The organism is Xanthobacter sp. DMC47, from assembly GCF_056313845.1.
In genome coordinates this window covers 1,345,179-1,363,957 of the sequence record NZ_JBQUZM010000004.1, presented here as the reverse complement: position 1 = coordinate 1,363,957, position 18,779 = coordinate 1,345,179, and the positions used below count along the sequence as shown (strand labels likewise).

Here is an 18,779-nt window from a genome sequence, read left to right as displayed (position 1 = left end):
TGGTGGGCCTCTTGGATTTCACTTTCGACTATTTCGCCGAATTTAATATCGAATGTGAATCCACGTCAAAAACATAATTTATATGTGAATTTAGCGCGCGGAAAGACATCTCCTACGAAAGCAAATGCGATCGGTTCAGGCGTTCAGGCCGGTCAGGCCATCCGGAGCGCTTCGAGGGCGGCGCGCATGTCGTCGGGCAGGGGAGCGGCGCGGCGTTCGGTAAGATCGAACAGCACCACCACCGTTTCGGCCGTTGCCATGCATTGGCCATCCTGGAAGATGGCCTGCTTGAGGCCCACCGAGCTGCGGCCGAGGGAGATGACGCCCGTGCCGATCTCCGCCTCGCCCGGCCAGTGCATCTCCGCCCGGTAGTCGAGCACGAGGCGGACCAGGGCGAAGCCCATGCCCTGCGGGGCGAGCCGGCGCGGCGTCAGCAGCAGGTGGGTGCGCCCCGTCTCCAGGAAGGTCGAGAACACCGCATTGTTGACATGGCCCAGCATGTCGGTGTCGCCATAGCGGATGGTATCCCGCGCCTTCACCGGGAAGTCGTCGAGGACGGGGAGGGGGGCCTTTTCGGCCATCAGCCGGCCTTTCCGAGCGCGCGCCAGCCGATGTCGGAGCGGAAGAAGCCGTCCGGCCAGTCGATCCGGGCGATGGCGGCATAGGCGCGTTCGCGGGCCTCGGCGAGCGTGGCGCCGGTGCCGGTCACGTTCAGCACGCGCCCGCCGTTGGAGACGAGCGTGCCGCCCTTCATCCGCGTGCCGGCCTGGAACACGGTGACGCCTTCCAGCGCCGACGCCTCCCCGAGGCCGCCGATGGGCGAGCCGATCTGGTGCGGGCCGGGATAACCGCGCGAGGCATAGACCACCGTCATGGCGGAGACGGGGGCCCACTGCGGCGTCACCTCGGCGAGGCGGCCGGCGGCGGTGGCGTGGAGCACCTCCACAAGGTCCCCGGCAAAGCGCGGCATCAGCACCTGGCATTCGGGATCGCCGAAGCGGCAATTGTATTCCACCAGCTTGGGGCCGGTGGCGGTGAGCATGAGCCCGGCATAGAGCACGCCGCGATAGGGCGTTCCGGCCTTGGCCATGGCGCGGGCGGTGGGGATCAGGATCTCCTCCAGCGCCCGGCGCTCCAGCTCTTCCGTCAGGACCGGAGCGGGTGAATAGGCGCCCATGCCGCCGGTGTTGGGGCCAAGGTCGCCGTCATAGGCGCGCTTGTGGTCCTGGGCGCTGCCGAAGGCGACGACGGTTTCGCCGTCCACGAGGGCGAACAGGCTCGCCTCCTCGCCCTCCATGAATTCCTCGATGAGCACTTCGGTGCCGCCACCGGCGAACACCTGCTCCACCGCATCCACCGCTTCCTCGACGGTGAGGGCGACGACCACGCCCTTGCCGGCCATCAGCCCGTCCGCCTTCACCACGATGGGCGCGCCCTGCGCGCGGATGTAGGCGGCAGCCTCGGCGGTGGAGGTAAAACGGCCGAAGGCGGCGGTGGGGATGTCGTTCGCCTTGCACAATTCCTTGGTGAAGAGCTTGGAGCCCTCCAGCCGGGCGGCCGCCGCGGTGGGACCGAAGGCGAGGATGCCGGCGGCGGCGAGCCGATCCACGAGGCCGGCCACAAGGGGCGCCTCGGGGCCGACCACCACCAGGTCGATGGTGTGCTCCTGGCACCATTTCACGATGGTGTCGTGGGCGGACAGGGGGATGCCTTCCACCACGTCCGCGAACTCGGCGATGCCCGGATTGCCGGGCAAGGCGTAGAACTGACCAATGGTGGGGCTCTGCGCCAGCTTCCAGGCGAGGGCGTGCTCACGCCCTCCCGAACCGAGCAGCAGGATGTTCATGCGGCCTCCCCCGAGTTTCCGGCGGTCTTGGTTTCCGACGATCTTGGTTTTCTGCTCTCATCGCCTATCGGCTCAAGGCCGCGCAAACAAGGGGCAGGGCTCTGCGCTCGCCGCATGGGGCACCTTCCCGTTATGCTGGTTGGCCACCCATCCGGGTTTCGATTCGCATGACCGATGATGCCGAAGTCAGGGCCAATGCGCCCGAATGGAGCGTTTCCGAGCTGTCCGCCGCCTTGCGCCGGACGGTGGAGGACGCCTATGGCCACGTTCGGGTGCGGGGCGAAATTTCCGGCTATCGCGGCCCCCATTCCTCCGGCCACGCCTATTTCTGCCTGAAGGATGCCGGCGCGCGGCTCGATGCGGTGATCTGGAAGGGCACCTTCCAGCGCCTGCGCCTCAAGCCCGAGGAAGGGCTGGAGGTGGTGGCGACGGGCAAGCTCACCACCTATCCGGGAAAGTCCGGCTACCAGATCGTCATCGAGGCGCTGGAGTTCGCCGGTGCCGGCGCCATCATGGCCATGCTGGACGAGCGCAAGCGCCGCCTTGCGGCCGAAGGTCTGTTCGATCCCGCCCGCAAGCAGGAGCTGCCGTTCCTGCCCAAGGTGATCGGCGTCGTCACCTCGCCCACCGGGGCGGTGATCCGCGACATCCTGCATCGCCTCAACGATCGATTCCCCCGGCGGGTGCTGGTCTGGCCCGTGCGGGTGCAGGGCGAGACCTCGGCGGCGGAGGTGGCGGCCGCCATCCGCGGCTTCAACGATCTGCCCGAGGGCGGGCCCATTCCCCGGCCGGACGTCATCGTGGTGGCGCGGGGCGGCGGCGCGCTGGAGGATTTGCTCGGCTTTTCCGACGAGGCGGTGGTGCGGGCAGCGGCGGAGAGCATGATCCCGCTGGTCTCGGCCGTGGGCCACGAGACCGACGTGACGCTCATCGATTTCGCCGCCGACGTGCGCGCGCCAACCCCCACGGCTGCGGCGGAGATGGTGGTGCCGGTGCGCACCGATCTCATCGCCACGGTTGAAGACCTCGGCGCGCGCCTCGTCGCCGCGCCCCTGCGCCTCCTCGACCGGCGTCGGGCGGATCTGCGCGGCCTCGCCCGGCTCCTGCCGGCGGCCGAAACCCTGCTGGCCCAGCCGCGCCAGCGCCTGGACCTCGCCGCCGAGCGGCTGCCGCGCGCCCTGCGGGCCAACGCCTCCGCCCACCGGCTCCAGCTCGCGGCGGTGCGCGCGCGCCTGTCGCCGGAGGCGCTGCGCACGCGTCTGGCACGGGCGGGCGAACGCCTTGAGGCGCTGGACGGGCGCATGCGGCGGGCGCTCGACGTGCAGAAGGAGCGCCGCACAGCGCGCCTCGCCTCGCTTGCCCAACTGCTCAAGGCACTCTCCTACAAGGAGGTGCTGGGGCGCGGCTTCGCGCTGGTGCGCGATGCCGGTGGTCATGCTGTGCGGCGGGCGGCGGACATTGCGGAGGGGGCGGCGCTGAGCCTCGAATTCGCCGATGGCCGCGTCGCTGTGCGGGCTGGAGAAGGTATGCCCCCGCCGGAGGCAACGCCCCGGCCGGCGCCTCGCGCCCCCGGGCGCAAGCCAAAGAAGGTAGAGGGGCCGACGCTTTTCGACCCCTGATGGTGCGCCCCTTTCGCGTTGCGGCGCAAAGGGCTATCCTTGTCACAAACCAGTTTTCGGGACGCTCCCCAGGTGATGAACAGATTCGAACGCTTCCCCGAGCCCCATGGCGAGGCGGAAGTGCGCTACCTTGATGGTGAATTCCGCATCCTGCGGCCCGGCAGCTTCGTGCGCTGCGCCGTGACCGGGCAGACCATTCCGCTCGACGAGCTGCGGTACTGGAGCGTCGACCTGCAGGAAGCCTATGCCAGCCCCGAGGCCGTGCTGACCCGCGTGCGCGAGCAGCCGCGGCAGGGGTGAAGGGCGGCTTCCGCCTTTTCCTGTGTCTTACGCGCTGTCGTCCTCCGGCTTGACCGGAGGACCCAGGGTGCCGTCCGCCCCAGTTTTCGAAAGCTTCCCCAAGCGGAACGGTGGGCCCTCCGGTCAAGCCGGAGGGCGACGGTATTTGAATGTCTCGATGGGGCGTCTCACCCCTGCGGCTGAAGCGTCTCCAGGAAGCCGATGGGCTTGCCGCTCGACGGTCCGGTCAGCTCGCCTTCCCACATCACCTTGCGGCCGCGCACGAAGGTGCCCACGGGCCAGCCGGTGACTTCCTTGCCATCGTAGGGCGTCCACTGGGCGCGCGAGGCGATCCAGCCGTTGGTGATGGTGGCGCGGCGCTTCAGGTCCACCACGGTGAAGTCGGCGTCGTAGCCCACCACGATCCGCCCCTTGCGCGCGATGCCGAACAGGCGCGCCGGGCCGGCGCTGGTGAGGTCGATGAAGCGCTCCAGCGTCAGGCGGCCGGCGGCGATGTGATCGAGCATGAGCGGCACCAGCGTCTGCACGCCGGTCATGCCCGAGGGGCTTTCGGGATAGGGCTTGCTCTTTTCTTCCAGCGTGTGCGGCGCGTGGTCGGAGCCAAGCACGTCCACCACGCCGTTGCTGATCGCCGCCCAGAGCCCGTCGCGGTGGCGCTCGCCGCGCACGGGCGGGTTCATCTGGGCGAGCGTTCCGAGCCGCTCGTAGCATTCGGGCGCGGCCATGGTGAGGTGATGGGGCGTCACCTCCACCGAGGCCACGTCGCGCGCATCGGCGAGGAAATCCATCTCCTCGGCCGAGGTCACGTGCAGCACATGAACCCGCGCGCCGGTCTCGCGGGCGAGATTGACGAGGCGGCGGGTGGCGGTGAGCGCGGCGATCTCGTCGCGCCACACCGGGTGGGAGGAGGCATCGCCCGGCACGCGCAGGCCCTTGCGCTCCTGCAGGCGCGGCTCGTCCTCGCAATGGAAGGCGGCGCGGCGGCGGATGACCTTGAGGATGTTGCGCACGCCGTCATCGTCCGGCACCAGCAGCGAGCCGGTGGACGAGCCGATGAACACCTTGACGCCGGCGGCGCCCGGCAGGCGCTCCAGCTCCGGCAGGTCCTTCACATTGTCATGGGTGCCGCCCACGTAGAAGGCGAAGTCACAGTGCATGCGGTTCGTGCCGCGGGCTATCTTGTCTTCCAGCGCGGAGGGGTTGGTGGTCTGGGGAATGGTGTTCGGCATCTCGAACACGCCGGTCACGCCGCCCATGACGGCCGCGCGGGAGCCGGTCTCCAGATCTTCCTTCTGCTCCAGCCCCGGCTCGCGGAAATGCACCTGCGTGTCGATGACGCCCGGCAGGATGTGCAGGCCCGTGGCATCCACCACCTCGCCCGCGCTCGCGGCGGAAAGATCGCCGATGGCGCGGATGCGCCCGCCCGTGACGCCGATATCCTGAACGGCAATGCCGGCGGGGGTCGCGACCGCGCCGCCCTTGAGCAGCAGATCGAAAGTCACGGGCATGGGACGGGCTCGCTCTTGAAGGGGACAGGCAGGCGGCCTTAAATCTGGTTTTTATTTTGCTGACAAGGACGGCCCCCATGCCGCTCATTCATTTGAACGATCGTACCCTCATTCGTGCCGATGGCCCCGATGCGGTGAAGCTGCTGCACAGTGTCATCACCTGCAACGTCAAGACCATGGCGCCGGGAGACGCCCGCTATGGCGGCCTGCTCACCCCGCAGGGCAAGATCATCTCCGATTTCCTGTTCTATTGCCTCGCAGAAGAGAGCTTCCTGTTCGATGCCCCGGCCGAGCGGGCGGAGGATCTCCTCAAGCGGCTGATCTTCCATCGCCTCAGGGCCAAGGTGACGTTCGAGGTGGCGGCCGACCTCGCGGTGGCGGCCGTGTTCGGCGATCACGGCGCCCTGCCGGAAGGCCGGCTCTTCACCGATCCGCGCTATCCCGGCCTCGGCCAGCGGCTGGTGCTGGAGAAGGCGGCGGCGGAGGGGCTTTCCAGCGACCTTGCCGCCTATGAGGCGCACCGCATCGCGCTCGGCATCCCCAAGGGCGGCGCCGATTTCACCTATGGCGACACCTTCCCCCACGAGGCCGACATGGACCAGCTCGGCGGCGTGGATTTCAAGAAGGGCTGCTATGTGGGGCAGGAGGTGGTGAGCCGCATGGAGCACCGCTCCACCCCGCGCAACCGGCTGGTGGAAGTGATCTTCCCCGCCCCACTGGCGGTGGGGCAGGAGATCGTGGCCGGCGACAAGAGCGTCGGCCAGCTCACCTCCGTCACCGAGGGGCGGGGCATCGCCACCGTCCGCCTCGACCGCGCCACCGACGCCCGCGCCGAGGGCGTGCCGTTGACCGCCGGGGCGGTGGAGGTGGAATTGCGCAAGCCCGAATGGGCGACCTTCCCGCTGGACTGGGAAAAGAAGGTCAGCGCGCTGGACGCCAAGTTCAAGCCCACCTGATTTTTCCAAGTCACAGGAGCCGGACAGAATGGATGATGCCGCGCCGAAGCCCGTGCGCCAGCCCTTGATCGCGCACGAAGACGGGCACGCCCGCTGCTTCTGGTGCGGCACCGATCCCTTCTACATGGCCTATCACGACGATGAATGGGGCGTGCCCGAGCGCGACAGCCGCGCCCTGTTCGAGAAGCTGCTGCTGGACGGCTTCCAGGCCGGCCTCTCCTGGATCACCATCCTGCGCAAGCGGGAAAATTTTCGCCGCGCCTTCGACGGCTTCGAGCCGGAGACCATGGCCCGCTACGACGCCGCCAAGGTGGAGGCGCTGATGCAGGATGCCGGCATCGTGCGCAACCGGGCCAAGGTGGAGGGCGCGGTGCTCTCCGCCCGCGCCTATCTGGACCTCCGGGACAAGGGCGTCGATTTCGCCGATCTCATGTGGGACGCGGTGGACGGCGAGACGAAGGTGAACCGCCCCCGGCGCATCGCCGACATCCCCGCAGAGACGGCCGAATCGAAGGCGCTGTCCAAACGCCTCAAGGCGGCGGGCTTCAAGTTCGTTGGCCCCACCATCGTCTATGCCGCCATGCAGGCGTGCGGCCTCGTGGATGATCATCTGGAAGGCTGCCACTGTGCCAAAGCCTGAGGGGGATGGGCGTGAGGCAGTGGGCACCGCGACGCGGAACCGGGGACAGAGCGGGACATTCTGCCCCGCGCCCCTTTCATCGGCCGGCGGCGGCGCCTATATTCAGCGGGCCGGCGCAAGTCGGCTATGGCGATAAATCGGTGTTGGAATAAGCCTTTCGGACCCGGGGGCGGTACCCGGCGCCTCCACCAAAGCCCGTATCCCCTCACCGGGAGACGGGCTCCGGCGGGGGCGAAATAGGATCGACGAGGGTGTAAAGAGCATTCTTTCGCTCGGCATTGTACCGCCGTTATCGGGCTAAACTTATAGTTGCCAACGACAACTATGCTCCGGTTGCTCAGGCCGCGTGAGCGGTTTGACGATCGAAATCAAAGTCCTACCGGGTAGCACTGGATAGGCGGGGTTCGGAGGCACCTGGCAACAGAAGCCTCCACTTCCCTCCCGACCGGCCGAAGGGGGGAAGCGCGCTCCTTCGTTCGTCCTTTCGGCTGCGGCGCCGTCCGCGGGGCCACCCGTTCGCGGGTCCATTCGGAAGGTCTCCGGAGCCTGGCTCGTCATCAGGCCGGAGGGGACTTAAGCGGGCACATGACGGTCGATCACATCCGCTACGATCTTCTCGCCCAGGAGGCCCTGCGCTCCGTGGTGCGCCGCGTGCTCACGGACGTGGCCAAGACCGGCCTGCCGGGCGACCACCATTTCTTCATCTCCTTCGACACCCGCGCGCCGGGCGTCCGGCTCTCGCAGCGGATGAAGGAGAAGTATCCCGAAGAGATGACCATCGTGCTCCAGCACCAGTTCTGGGACCTGATCGTCACCGAAACCTCGTTCGAGGTCGGCCTCTCCTTCGGCGGCATTCCCGAGCGGCTGCTCGTGCCCTTCACCGCCCTGAAGGGCTTTTTCGATCCGGCCGTGAAGTTCGGCCTGCAGTTCGAGACCCTCACCGCCGACGCGGACGGAGAAGAGACCGACGACGCTCCGCTGGAGACGCCTGTCTCGGCCAATGCGCCCGGCTCGACCCCCATCGCCTCGAACGCCCCGACCCCACTCAAGCCCGCGCCCGGCGCCGCCTCCGAGCCGGCGCTGGCCAGCGCCGTGTCCTCCGCCGAGGGCGAGGACAAGCCCGCCGGCGGCGCGCAGGTGGTGCAGCTCGACGTCTTCCGCAACAAGAAGTAGCCGGCCGGACCGCCCGGGTGACCGCTGAAACCGATGTGGTCGTAATCGGGGCCGGTGCCGCCGGCCTCGCGGCCGGGGCGCGGCTCAGGACCGCGGGCATTCCCTTCGAGGTCATCGAGGCCGCCCCGATCGCCGGCGGCCGGGCGGCGACCGACACCACAACGCTCGACGTTCCCTTCGACCTCGGCTGCCACTGGCTGCACGATGCGCGGGACAACCCCTTCACCGCCCTCGCTGATGCGCGCGGCTTCCGTGTCGGGCGCGGCGCGCCGATGCGCCGGCGTCTCCTGCTTGGCGACCGCTTCTCCACCGATGCGGAGAAGGATGCCGCCGACGCGGAGGTGGATGCCGTCTTCGACGCCATTTATGCCGCCGGCCAAGCTGGCCGGGACATTTCCGCCGCCGAGGTGATCTCGGAGCAGGGCACCGGGCGCTATGGCGTCCTCACACGGCACTGGCTGGAGCTCATGTCAGCGGCGGGGCCGGCGGACATCTCGTCCGTGGATTTCGCGCTCTATCGCGACACCGACGACAACTGGCCGGTGCTCGACGGCTACGGCGCGCTGGTGCTGGCGGTGGCCGGCGACCTGAAGGTGACGCTCGGCTGTCCCGTCCGTCGCATCGATCGCAGTGGCCGTCGCCTCGCCATCGAGACGGAGCGCGGCACGATCGCCTGCCGGGCGGTGGTGGTCACGGTGTCCACTGCGGTGATTGCCTCCGGCCGGCTCGCCTTTGATCCCGCTTTGCCGCCGGACCTCGCGGAGGCGTTCGCCGCCTTGCCGCTGGGCTTCGCGGAGAAGGTGGCGCTGCTGTTCGACCGGGACATCTTCGGCGTTCCCGAGCGCAGCGGCTTCGACGCGGTGGACCCGGCCGATCCGGCCCGCGCTGGCGCCTCGGTCATGCTGCGGCCGGGCGGCGCCTCGGCGGCCCTGGTCCATGTGGCCGGGCCGGAGGCGCAGGCGGTCGCGGCCGAGGGGGCCGATGCGCTGGCCGAGTTTGCCCTCGGTGTGCTGGCCACTGCGGTCGGAGAAGACGTGCGGCGCCATGTCGTCCGGCGCCTCACCACCGATTGGACCGGGATGCCCTTTATCGGCGGGGCCTATTCCTGCGCACTGCCGGGCAAGGCCCATTTGCGCGCGAAGCTTCACCAACCGTTCGACCCGCGCATCGTGTTCGCGGGGGAGGCGCTCGGCGGTCCCGCCTTCTCCACCTGCCATGGCGCGCACCTCTCCGGGATCGTCGCCGCCGAAACCGCCCTCGCACACTTGGAGCACGCAGCATGAGCGCGACCCGCCATCCCCTAGCGCTGGTGGTCGCAGTGTCGAGGAACGGCGTCATCGGCGTCGGCGGGGGGCTGCCGTGGAGGCTGCCGTCGGACCTGAAGCGCTTCCGCGCCATCACCTGGGGCAAGCCGATCCTCATGGGGCGGCGCACCTTCGAGTCGATCGGCAAGCCGCTCCCGGGACGCACCTCGGTTGTGATCAGCGCCGATCCCGCATTCACGCCGCCCGAGGGCGTGCTGAAGGGCGGATCCCTCGCGGAAGGGCTCGCGCTGGCGGATGACGCGGCCGACGCCATGGGTGCCGACGCCATCATGGTCATTGGCGGCGAGCGGCTGTTTCGCGAGACCCTGCCCATCGCCCGCTGGCTGCACCTGACCGAGGTGGATGCAGCACCTGTGGGCGACGTGCTCTTCCCCACCTTCGATCGCGCTCAATGGCGCGAGACCGGTCGCGAGGGGCCGATCCGCGGCGAGAAGGACGAAGCCGCCTTTACCTATGTGACGCTCGAACGGGCCTGAGCGGCCCGCTCAGCGCGCGCCTACCAGGCCCGGCGGACGCGGCAGGTCGCCGAAGCCGGAGGTGGGCGGCAACTGGCCGTCCGAAGGTGCGGGGACGGCGAAGCGCGGCGGGGGCGGCGGCTCAACGCGGTCCGTGCGGCGCGGCGCGGGCGGCTGCGGCTGGGTCTGGCGCACCACCGGCTGGTGGCGCGGCTCGGCATTGGGCTCGGGCGTGGCACGGCTTTCCTGCTGGCGCTCGGGCTCGGAACGGGCCGGTGCTGCCTGATGGGTCTGGCGGGACTGGACCTCGCCCGGTGTGGCGGTGCCGGCGGTGCCGGAGGCGGTGGGTACCCCGAAACCTGAGGCGGGCACGTCGCGCCGCTCGATCTCCTGATTGCGATCCACCGCGCGCGGCACCGGCACGGGAGCCGGCTGGGGCGCTGGCGCGGGCGCGACGACCGCGGCCGCCGGAGCGGTCGCAACGGGTGCCGGTGCCGGTGCGGGAGCCACCGGAGCAGGCGCAGGCGCCGTGACGGCCGGACGGGGGGCGGGCGCCGCAGGCGGCGGGGTGGTCGGTTGCGCGGGGGCGACGGCGACCGGGGCGGGAACAGGCGCCGGAGCCGGAGCAGGAACGACCGGCGCGGGCAAGACCGCAGCCGGCGCGACGGTCGTAGGTGCCGCCGGGGCGGTGGCCGGCACGGGGGCTGGCGTTCCACCGCGCTGGCGTTCTTCCAGACGGCGGGTTTCGTGCTCGATGGCGCGCATGGCGATGACGCTGGTCGCCGCCGCCGCGCTCACCCGCCGCTCGGGTGCCGCCAACGGTCCGCGCCAGGCGACGGCGCCGCCGGGCACGCCACCGGCGGCCTCCGCGCCTTCAAAATCGACGCCTGCATCAAGGATCAGCCGCGTCAGGTCGAGGCTACCGGAGAGGCCGACGCGCACGGTGTCCGCCGTGGTGCGGGCGGGGGACAGGCGGGCGACGCCGTTGACCACGCCCAGGGTTGATTCCACGAAGGCGAGCTTGAGCGGCCCCCTGGCCAGTGCCCGATCGAGCATTTGCGCGGTGCGGCGTTCGTCGGGCGGAGGGGAGAGGGGGGCAGCCTCGGCGAGCACGGCGTCGAGGGCGGCGGGGCTGGCATTCTCGATGACGAGGTCGCGCACGCCAAGGGTGCCCTGCCCGGAGAGGCTCTGCACGATGGACTGGACGCTGCGGCCCGAGCCGCCGAGATCCAGCAGCAGGTTCACGCGACCCTTGGGCGGGGTGCGGGCGCCGGTGGGGGCGAGAAGGGCGGCCGCGTCCACTTGTTCCAGCACGAGGCGGCCGTCGGCCTGGAGAAGGTCGTTCTGCCGCTTCAGGCGGAGGGAGGCGGCGACCCGGCCGCCGCCGAGGCTGCCGGAGAGGTCGCGCAGGTCGAAGTCCGTGCCGTCGCTGACCAGCACGAGGCGGCCCTTGTCCAGCGCATAGGGGCCGAGCGCGGCGATGCGCCCGGCGGAAAGTTCCAGATTGAGGCCGATGCCGCCCGCTGCTGCAGGGGCGAGCCGGGCGGTGTTCCACAGGCCGGCCGGTCCGCTCTCCGCACTGGCGCGGGCGGCGAACATGCCAAGGATGCGGGGCACCGAAAGGCTATCGAACGCCAGCTTGCCGGAGAGGCGGGGCACCGCGCCGGGCTCGAACTCCACGCTGCCGGAAACCGGCGCGGCCGCCAGCGAGCCGGTCAGCTCGCCGAGGCGCCACGCGCCAGCGCGGCGGGAGAGGGTGAAGGCGAGGGCGGTGGGCACCGGCCCTTCCACGGCGGCGTAAGCCTGCGGCAGCAGCCGGCCGAGGTCGGCGCCGTCGAGGCGCATGGCGAGATTGGGCTCGATGCTGCCGCCGGAAAGGCGGGCGGTGCCCTGCGCCTGCGCAGTGAGGTCGGCGAGCGTGATGCGGCCGCGCACCTGCGCCTCGTCCTGCGTCAGCGGATCGACGGAGAGTTCCACGTGGGCCGGGCCGAGCCGCTGGCCGAGCCCGTCCACACCGAGGACGGAAAGCGCCCGGCCGCCGTCGGTCGCGTCTGCCTTCAGGGCGATGCGCAGCGGCACGCCGGCGGTGGTGCGGGCGAAGGAGACATCGCCCGATATCTGCCCCAGCGTGCCGGCGATGGTGACATTGCGCCCGCCGGCCTCGCCCCAGACGACGGTGCTGTTGAGCTTCACCGGGGAGGCGATGGGCAGGAGGCTGCCGATGACCTGCGCCGTTTCCTCGCCGGCCAGCAGCCGCGCCACGGGCACGAGCCCATCGGCCTTGGCGCCGGAGGCGGCGATGTTGAACTCGCCGCGCGCCGTGGTGGAGAAATTCTCCATCCGTCCGGCACCCTCGACGCGCAGGCCGGCGAAATCGTCCATCACGAGGCGGGCGAGGCGCCAGTTGCCGCCGGTGGCGGAGCCGTCCAGATTCAGGCCGCGCAGCGGCAGGCCGGACAGGGTGAGGTTGCGCCCCTCAAGCGCCATCTGCCCGTCCGCACCTCCGCCCACCGCCGCCGAGGCGGTCTGCACCGCGGCGATCAGCGGGTCCAGGTCGAAGCCGTCCAGCGACAGGCGCAAATCGAGCTTGGGCGGTGCGTTGTCCGGCAGCGCAGCCGAGGCCGAGCCGCGCATCCGGCTCGCGGCGAAGGTGGCGTCCAGCATGTCCACCGCGATGCGCGACGGCCCGGCGGTGACGCGGCCGGAAATGCGCACCGGGCCCTTGGCCGCCGCCACATAGTCGCGCGGCGCGGTGGGCGCGGCCCAGCGCAGGAAGACAGCCGGGTCATCGGCGGAGAAGGAGACATTGCCGTCGAAGCCGCCGCCACCATTGGCGCGGGTCGGCATGCCGGAGAGGCGGAGCGCGGCCTTGCCGGGCAACTGCGCCTCGGCGCTGTCCACCCGCCAGCCGGCGGCAGAGCCGGAGATGTCGGCGCGCACGTCGCGCACCATGGTCCCGCCAAGCACGAGCTGGTCCACCGAGAGGCCGATGCGCGAGGCGATGTCCGGCGCGGGCAGGGCAGCGACGCCGCCGAGGAAGCGGGCGAGGGAGGCGGCCGGGCTGCCGCTGCCGGCGTCGGCGTCCTTCGTGCCGGTGGCGGCGCGCACGGCGTCGATGTCGAGGCTGCGGGCATTCAGCACCGCATCGAGGCCGATGGCGCGGCCGAGGGCGAGGCGCGCGGTGCCGGTGAGCTGCGCCGGGGTGGCCGAGCCGCCCAGCGCCAGATCAAGGCTTTCCGCCAGTACCGCTTCCGGGCTCGCCTTCAGCGTGCCGGAGAGCTGCCAGGCCTCCGCCCCGTCGCCATGGCGGGAAAGGGTGGCGCGGCCGTCGAAGCGCGGCTTGGCGCCGGCCACGTTGAGGCTGCCGTCGAGATCGAGGGCATAGGGACGGGTGCGCCCGTCGAGAACGATGCGCAGCTTGCCCGCGCCGTCATCGCCGATCTTGCCCAGGGTGGAGCGCACGGCGAACCGCGCTTCGCCGGCCTGGACTTCGCCATCGAGGCGGAAGGGGCCGGCGAGGGAGCGCGCCTCGCCCTTCAGGTCGAGGTCGTCGATGCTGACCCGGTGGTCCGAGGCGCGGTCGAGCAGATCGAGGCTGCCGTCTTCCACCTCCAGCCGGGCGATGGAGAGTTCGGAAGCCCGGCCGGTGCCGGTGGGCATGGCGACGCGGCCGGCGCTGTCCAGCACCACGCGGATCTGCGGCTTGCGCAGGGTGACGCCGGTGGCCTGGATGTCGCCACGCATCAGGGCGCCGAGGGAGAGCTCGGCGGTGAGTTCCTTCACTGTGCCGCCGGTGGAAACCACGTCGCCGAGGGTCACGTCGCGCAGCACGATGCGGGGCGCGGGCAGGATTTCCGCGTCAATGGGGCCGCGGATGACCACGGGCAGGCCCAGCGTGCGGCCCATCTCGGTCTCGAACGTGCCGCGCCACTGGTTCCAGTCCACCACGAACGGCGCGGCGAAGGCCGCGCTGATGGCGAGGACTATCGCCGAGGCGAGGCTGATGAGAATGCCCTGCACACGCGTCTCCCGATGAGGCCCCCGATCATAAAGGGACGCTTAACCCTATGCGCAGGGATTGCGATCAGATCGCGACGATTTTTCCCGGATTCATGATGTTTTTGGGGTCGAGCGCCCGCTTGATCGCCCGCATGGCCTCCAGCGCCGCGGCGCCGTGCTCGCCCTCCATGTATTTCATCTTGCCCTGGCCGACGCCGTGCTCGCCCGTGGAGGTGCCGCCCATGGCGAGGGCGCGTTCCACCAGACGCTTCATGTAAAGCTTGGCCTTGGCGAGGTCTTCCGGATCGTCCACGTCCACCATCAGCGTGGTGTGGAAATTGCCGTCCCCCACATGGCCGACGATGGGGGCGATGAGGCCCATCTCCACGATGTCGCGCTTGGTCTCCATCACGCATTCGGCGAGATTGGAAATGGGCACGCACACGTCGGTGGCCACCGCCTTGGCGCCCGGCCGCATGGGCAGGACCGACCAGTAGGCGTCGTGCCGCGCCTGCCAGAGCTTGGTGCGCTCCTCCGGCTTCACCGCGAACACCGAGGGGCCGCCCCCGAATTCGGCCGCCAGTTCGCCGAAGCGATCGGCCTGCTCGTGGACACTCGCCTCGGTGCCGTGGAATTCGAGGAAGAGGGTGGGGGTCTCGGCCAGCGCCAGTTTGGCGTAGGCGTTGGAGGCCTTCACCTGCTCCTCGTCCAGAAGCTCGATGCGCGCCACCGGGATGCCGCTCTGGATGGTGGCGATCACCGTATTGCAGGCGGCCTCGATGCTGGGGAAGGGGCAGACGGCGGCGGAAACCGCCTCCGGGATGCCGTAGAGCTTGAGGGTGATCTCGGTGATGATGCCGAGCGTGCCCTCCGCACCCACATACAGGCGGGTCAGGTCATAGCCGGCGGAGGATTTGCGCGCGCGGGTGGCGGTGGTGAGAATCTCGCCGTTGGGCGTCACGACCTTCAGGGACAGTACGTTGTCCTTCATGGTGCCGTAGCGCACCGCATTGGTGCCCGAGCAGCGGGTGGAGACCATGCCGCCCAGCGAGGCGTCGGCACCGGGATCGAGCGGGAAGAACAGGCCCTGGTCGCGCAGTTCCTCATTCAGCCGCTTGCGGGTGACGCCGGGTTCGATCACGCAGTCGAGGTCGGCGGTGTTGACGGCCAGGATGCGGTTCATGCGCGAGAGGTCGATGCAGATGCCGCCGAAGGGGGCGTTCACATGGCCCTCCAGCGAGGTTCCCGCGCCCCACGCGATCACCGGGACGGACAGCTCGTCGCAGACCCGGACGACGGCCTGCACATCTTCCGTGCATTCAGCGAAAACAACGGCGTCCGCGGGCTCGTTGGGCAGGTATGTCGTCACGTTCGCGTGCTGTTCCCGCACGGCGCGGCCCGTAACGACCTTGTGATCCAGTGCGGCCTGCAGGCGCTGCACCGCCTGGGCGATGCGATCGGGCATTGCACTGTCGGATTTCGCGGCTGCGGCAACCATTTACAAATCCTTAACCTTTGTCTGCGCCGGCCGGGCGGGCCCCGGATGGCGCAAAATTGGATTGAACCGTTTTAGAAGCAGTTTCGACTTGACAGTGACTTTTTTGATTCGCCCTGCGGCGCTTTTTCAGGATGACGGATGCCTCCTAGCACGGCACAGTGCCATCACAAGCGGCAAAATCTGAAACCTGACGAAGCGAGGCGGCCATGCTCGACCGAATCGACTTTGAACCCGTGTTCTTTGCCCCGTTCGTGTCCTCCTCCATGAAGGTGGAGAGCAACTGGATCGACTATAACGGCCATCTGAACGTGGCCTATTACACGCTCATCTTCGACCGAGCGCTGGATGAGGCGCTCTGCCTGCTCGGGCTGGGTCCGTCCTACGCCCGCGCCCGCGGCGCCTCTTTCTTCACCGGCGAATCCCATATCCGCTATGCCCGCGAACTGGCCCCTGACTCGCCGGTCCGCGTGACGATGCGGCTGCTCGACTACGACGAGAAGAGGCTGCACCTCTTCCAGTCGCTGCATCATGCCACCGACGGCTGGGTTTCCGCCACGTCGGAGCAGATCACGCTGCACGTGGACCTCGGCTCCCGGCGGGTGGTGCCCTTCCCGGACGACGTGCTGGAACGGATCGCCACCATGCGCGCCGCCCATGCGGGCTTGCCGCCTCTTGACGGCGTTGGCCGCAAGGTGTCCATGCCGTCGCGATCCTGAAGCGCGGCTATAGGGGCGACCGTGATCCTGACGTCCATCGCGGTCATCGCGGCGCTGGTGCGCCGGTGGCGGCTGAGGCGATAACGCCCGGCCGCCTTTCTCTTCGGGCCGCGTCTGCCCAATCGGCAACCATGCCTTTACCGTGCGCTCGGCGCAGGTCTGGCATGTCTAGCGGGAAGTTCTGCTGCGTCGCACAGAGGCATATATTGCACTGCGATAAAGCCCCGTAGGGCCAGTGCAGGAGGCCTCCATGAGCGCCGTTACCTTTTCTCCCGACACCCTCTCCCGCGACACCCGCTCTGCCGCTCCCAAGGCTGCGGCTGGCAAGACTGCCGGCAAGGGCTTCTTCGGCCGTCTGATGGACGCGATCATCGCCGCCCGGATGGAGCAGGCCGAGCGCGAACTGTCCCGTTATGTCCAGCTCAACGGTCGCGATCCGCTGAACTGACACGCTTCAGGTAAGACCTCTCATCCGCGCGGCCGACCCGACCGCGCGGCGAGGGTCAGTGTGGCCCAGCCCTCGATATGCCGCTGGCTGACGAGGTGCAGCCCCTGCGCCCGGTAGGCCGCCAATGCGGCCGGGACCTGGGCGGTGAGCAGCCCCGACAGGACGATGCGTCCCCCCGGCGCCAGCAATGAGGCGAGCGGGCGCGCCAGCCGCTTCAGCGGCGGCAGCAGGATGTTGGCGAGGATCAGGTCGTAGGGGCCATGGATGCGGATTGCCCGCGCCCCGGCTCCCGCCGCATGGACCATGCGCACCCCCGGCGCCTTGTTGGCCGCCGCATTGGCCTTGGCCGTGCGCACCGCAACGATGTCGATGTCGCTCCCCACGATCTCCGTGTGAAACAGCCGCTCGGCGGCAATGGCGAGCACGCCGGTGCCCGTGCCCACGTCCAGCACGCGCTGCGGGCGTCCCTTGCGCGCGGCGTGGACAATGGCGTGGAGGCAGCCCTGGGTGGTGCCGTGGTGGCCCGTGCCGAAGGCCAGCGCCGCCTCGATCTCGATGCCGATCCGGTGCGGTCCCACCCGCCCGCGATCATGGGAGCCATGGACCACGACCGGTCCGACGGCCACCGGTGCGAGGCCTTCGAGGCTCGCGGCCACCCAGTCCTTCTGCTCGATCTCGCCGAAGGTGACGGCGGCGGCCAGTTCCGGGCCGGCCGCGATCTCCACCAGCTCGCGCAGCATGTCCGGATCGAACGCTGCCCCGGCGTAGACTTCCACCACCCAGTCGTCGTCCGTCCGCTCGAAATTGGCCACGGCCACCTCGGCGGGGTCGAACGTCTCCGAGATCAGGTCGGCGATGCGCTGCGCCTGCCGGCGCGGCGCCTCGACCCGCATCACATGGGTGGCGTCGTTGGGGGGGAGGCCTTCGAGCATGGGTGAAACGTCATCCGTTATCGCTGGGGCCGCCGTCGCCCGTCGCTCCCGTCACGCGGTTGCGCCCGGCGTCCTTGGCCGCGTAGAGGCGCTTGTCGGCCGCTTCGAGCAGTGCCGTCAAGGTCTGGCCGTCCTCGGGCAATGTCGCGACGCCGATGGAGAGGGTCTGCTGCCGCACCCCGGCCGGCAGCGTGAGCCCCGCCACGCTTTCGTTGAGCATGTGGGCGAGGGCCACCGCCGAGACGTGGGACACACCCGGCGCCAGCACCGCGAATTCGTCGCCGCCATAGCGCACCACGTGGTCCGACTGCCGAAGGCTCTCGGAGATGGCGCCCGCCAGCAGCCGCAACACGTCGTCGCCGGTGGCGTGGCCGTGGAGGTCGTTGACCTCCTTGTAGTCGTCCACATCCACCAGCAGCAGGCTCATGGGCCGGCCGGTCTTGCGGGCGATCGCCACGAGGTCGCGGCCCAGCGGTTCCAACTGGCCCCGGTGGAGCACGCCGGTGAGCGGATCGAGCCGGGAGGTCACCTCCAGCTGCTCGTAGCGCTGGCGGTAGGTGAGGGTGTCGAACACGTCGGCGATGCGCGGGCGCTGCGGATTGCCGGCCATTTCGAAGCGGTCGAGATAGAGGGCAAGCATGAGGGCATAGAGGCCCGCCGCCACCATCTTGCCCACCCAGCCGCCGACGCCCGCAGAGAACGGCACGTCGAGCGCAAAATGCAGCACGCCGAAGAAGCCCACCTGATCGAAGGTGAGCACGAGCGCCAGTGTCGCCCAGATCACTGCCACCGGATGCCGCTTCACGCGCGACGACAGGCGCTCGTAGATGAGGATCATGGCAATGGAATCGATGAAGAGCAGCAGCGTGCTCCACACCGCCAGCGCGCCGAGCTGGTCCATGAAGGTGATGTCCGCGGGCGTGCCGGGGGCCGGCACCACATCGTGCTGGCGCAGCAGGAAAACGAGCGCCAGCAGCACCAGATTGCCGAGGAAAAGGCCATAGATGGGCTGGCGCGCGACCAGCGCGTCCTCGCGAATGTAGACGAGCAGCAGAAGCGCCAGTTTTCCGGAAAATAATACCACGGAGCCCGGCGACAGGGAGACGGCGAAGGGCAACTGCACGTAGTAGGCGGCGGCCAGATACGTCTCCATGAAATGGAGCGAGCCCAGCGCGCAGAAGAAGACGCCTATGCCCAGCGTGCCGCGCAGGCGGAACAGCGCGAGCATGGCGCCGAAATACACCAGCATTTCGGCGCCGAGCAGGAGGATGTTGAGTGCGATCATCAATCTGGAATCTGCGGCGCGGGCGACGCTAGGGGAAGATCAGGGCGGAGATGAGGGCCGCCGGGCCGGAATGGGGCGC

The 18,779-nt window shown here is 69.6% G+C and carries 16 protein-coding genes and 1 other RNA gene; 10 read left to right on the top strand and 7 right to left on the bottom strand.

What is annotated here, in order from left to right; translation table 11 throughout:
• Window positions 1–152: 152 nt before the first annotated feature.
• A complete protein-coding gene (locus tag ACT54R_RS18120) occupies window positions 153–581 on the bottom strand; it encodes an acyl-CoA thioesterase (RefSeq protein ID WP_476328591.1) in 429 nt (142 codons plus the stop codon).
• Window positions 581–1,846 carry a phosphoribosylamine--glycine ligase gene (gene purD / locus ACT54R_RS18115; protein WP_476328589.1) on the bottom strand — a complete coding sequence of 422 codons (1,266 nt, stop codon included), beginning with the start codon at window positions 1,844–1,846 and terminating at the stop codon, window positions 581–583. Before purD ends, ACT54R_RS18120 begins: the two co-directional genes overlap by 1 nt.
• 167 nt (window positions 1,847–2,013) lie before the next feature.
• Here purD and xseA point away from each other — a divergent pair, with 167 nt between their 5' ends.
• On the top strand, window positions 2,014–3,465 hold the full coding sequence (gene xseA / locus ACT54R_RS18110) for an exodeoxyribonuclease VII large subunit (protein ID WP_476328587.1): 1,452 nt from the start codon (window positions 2,014–2,016) through the stop codon (window positions 3,463–3,465).
• A gap of 75 nt (window positions 3,466–3,540) precedes the next feature.
• Complete coding sequence (locus ACT54R_RS18105; RefSeq protein WP_024277804.1) at window positions 3,541–3,765, top strand: DUF2093 domain-containing protein; 225 nt, start codon at window positions 3,541–3,543, stop codon at window positions 3,763–3,765.
• A 167-nt stretch (window positions 3,766–3,932) separates the two neighbouring features.
• Here the strand turns inward: ACT54R_RS18105 and ACT54R_RS18100 are convergent, their stop codons facing one another.
• The gene (locus ACT54R_RS18100) at window positions 3,933–5,273 is read right to left on the bottom strand and encodes a dihydroorotase (RefSeq protein WP_476328585.1); all 1,341 of its coding nucleotides are present in this window, start codon (window positions 5,271–5,273) and stop codon (window positions 3,933–3,935) included.
• Between the two features lie 77 nt (window positions 5,274–5,350).
• Here ACT54R_RS18100 and ygfZ point away from each other — a divergent pair, with 77 nt between their 5' ends.
• The 6 genes from ygfZ (at window position 5,351) to ACT54R_RS18070 (ending at window position 9,843) form a co-directional block, all read left to right on the top strand.
• Window positions 5,351–6,229: a CAF17-like 4Fe-4S cluster assembly/insertion protein YgfZ gene (gene ygfZ / locus ACT54R_RS18095; protein ID WP_476328583.1), complete on the top strand. Its 879-nt coding sequence runs from the start codon at window positions 5,351–5,353 to the stop codon at window positions 6,227–6,229.
• 28 nt (window positions 6,230–6,257) lie between these two features.
• Window positions 6,258–6,869, top strand: coding sequence for a DNA-3-methyladenine glycosylase I (locus ACT54R_RS18090; RefSeq protein ID WP_476328581.1), 612 nt, complete (start codon window positions 6,258–6,260; stop codon window positions 6,867–6,869).
• A 70-nt stretch (window positions 6,870–6,939) separates the two neighbouring features.
• Window positions 6,940–7,304, top strand: a transfer-messenger RNA (tmRNA) gene (gene ssrA, locus ACT54R_RS18085).
• 150 nt (window positions 7,305–7,454) lie between these two features.
• A complete protein-coding gene (locus ACT54R_RS18080) occupies window positions 7,455–8,042 on the top strand; it encodes an SspB family protein (RefSeq protein ID WP_476328579.1) in 588 nt (195 codons plus the stop codon).
• Between the two features lie 17 nt (window positions 8,043–8,059).
• Entirely contained in the window at window positions 8,060–9,325 is a 1,266-nt protein-coding gene (locus tag ACT54R_RS18075; RefSeq protein ID WP_476328577.1) for a flavin monoamine oxidase family protein, read from the top strand.
• Window positions 9,322–9,843, top strand: a complete 522-nt coding sequence (locus tag ACT54R_RS18070) for a dihydrofolate reductase (RefSeq protein ID WP_476328575.1) — start codon at window positions 9,322–9,324, stop codon at window positions 9,841–9,843. The genes ACT54R_RS18075 and ACT54R_RS18070 overlap by 4 nt, the downstream gene beginning before the upstream one ends.
• Before the next feature lie 9 nt (window positions 9,844–9,852).
• On the opposite strand, the gene ACT54R_RS18065 is transcribed toward ACT54R_RS18070, so the two are convergent.
• Together ACT54R_RS18065 and ACT54R_RS18060 are read right to left on the bottom strand one after the other, a co-directional pair.
• A complete protein-coding gene (locus tag ACT54R_RS18065) occupies window positions 9,853–13,842 on the bottom strand; it encodes an AsmA family protein (RefSeq protein ID WP_476328573.1) in 3,990 nt (1,329 codons plus the stop codon).
• A gap of 64 nt (window positions 13,843–13,906) precedes the next feature.
• Window positions 13,907–15,319, bottom strand: coding sequence for an FAD-binding oxidoreductase (locus ACT54R_RS18060; RefSeq protein WP_476328571.1), 1,413 nt, complete (start codon window positions 15,317–15,319; stop codon window positions 13,907–13,909).
• 206 nt (window positions 15,320–15,525) lie between these two features.
• On the opposite strand from ACT54R_RS18060, the gene ACT54R_RS18055 reads away from it, so the two are divergent.
• Window positions 15,526–16,035 (top strand): thioesterase family protein, encoded by a 510-nt coding sequence (locus ACT54R_RS18055; protein WP_168461966.1) that lies wholly within the window; start codon window positions 15,526–15,528, stop codon window positions 16,033–16,035.
• Window positions 16,036–16,285: 250 nt separating this feature from the next.
• Window positions 16,286–16,483 carry a hypothetical protein gene (locus tag ACT54R_RS18050; RefSeq protein ID WP_168461964.1) on the top strand — a complete coding sequence of 66 codons (198 nt, stop codon included), beginning with the start codon at window positions 16,286–16,288 and terminating at the stop codon, window positions 16,481–16,483.
• Between the two features lie 20 nt (window positions 16,484–16,503).
• Here the strand turns inward: ACT54R_RS18050 and ACT54R_RS18045 are convergent, their stop codons facing one another.
• Both ACT54R_RS18045 and ACT54R_RS18040 read right to left on the bottom strand, forming a co-directional pair.
• The gene (locus tag ACT54R_RS18045; protein WP_476328568.1) at window positions 16,504–17,415 is read right to left on the bottom strand and encodes a 50S ribosomal protein L11 methyltransferase; all 912 of its coding nucleotides are present in this window, start codon (window positions 17,413–17,415) and stop codon (window positions 16,504–16,506) included.
• Between the two features lie 10 nt (window positions 17,416–17,425).
• Window positions 17,426–18,700, bottom strand: coding sequence for a GGDEF domain-containing protein (locus tag ACT54R_RS18040; protein WP_476328566.1), 1,275 nt, complete (start codon window positions 18,698–18,700; stop codon window positions 17,426–17,428).
• Between the last annotated feature and the right edge of the window lie 79 nt (window positions 18,701–18,779).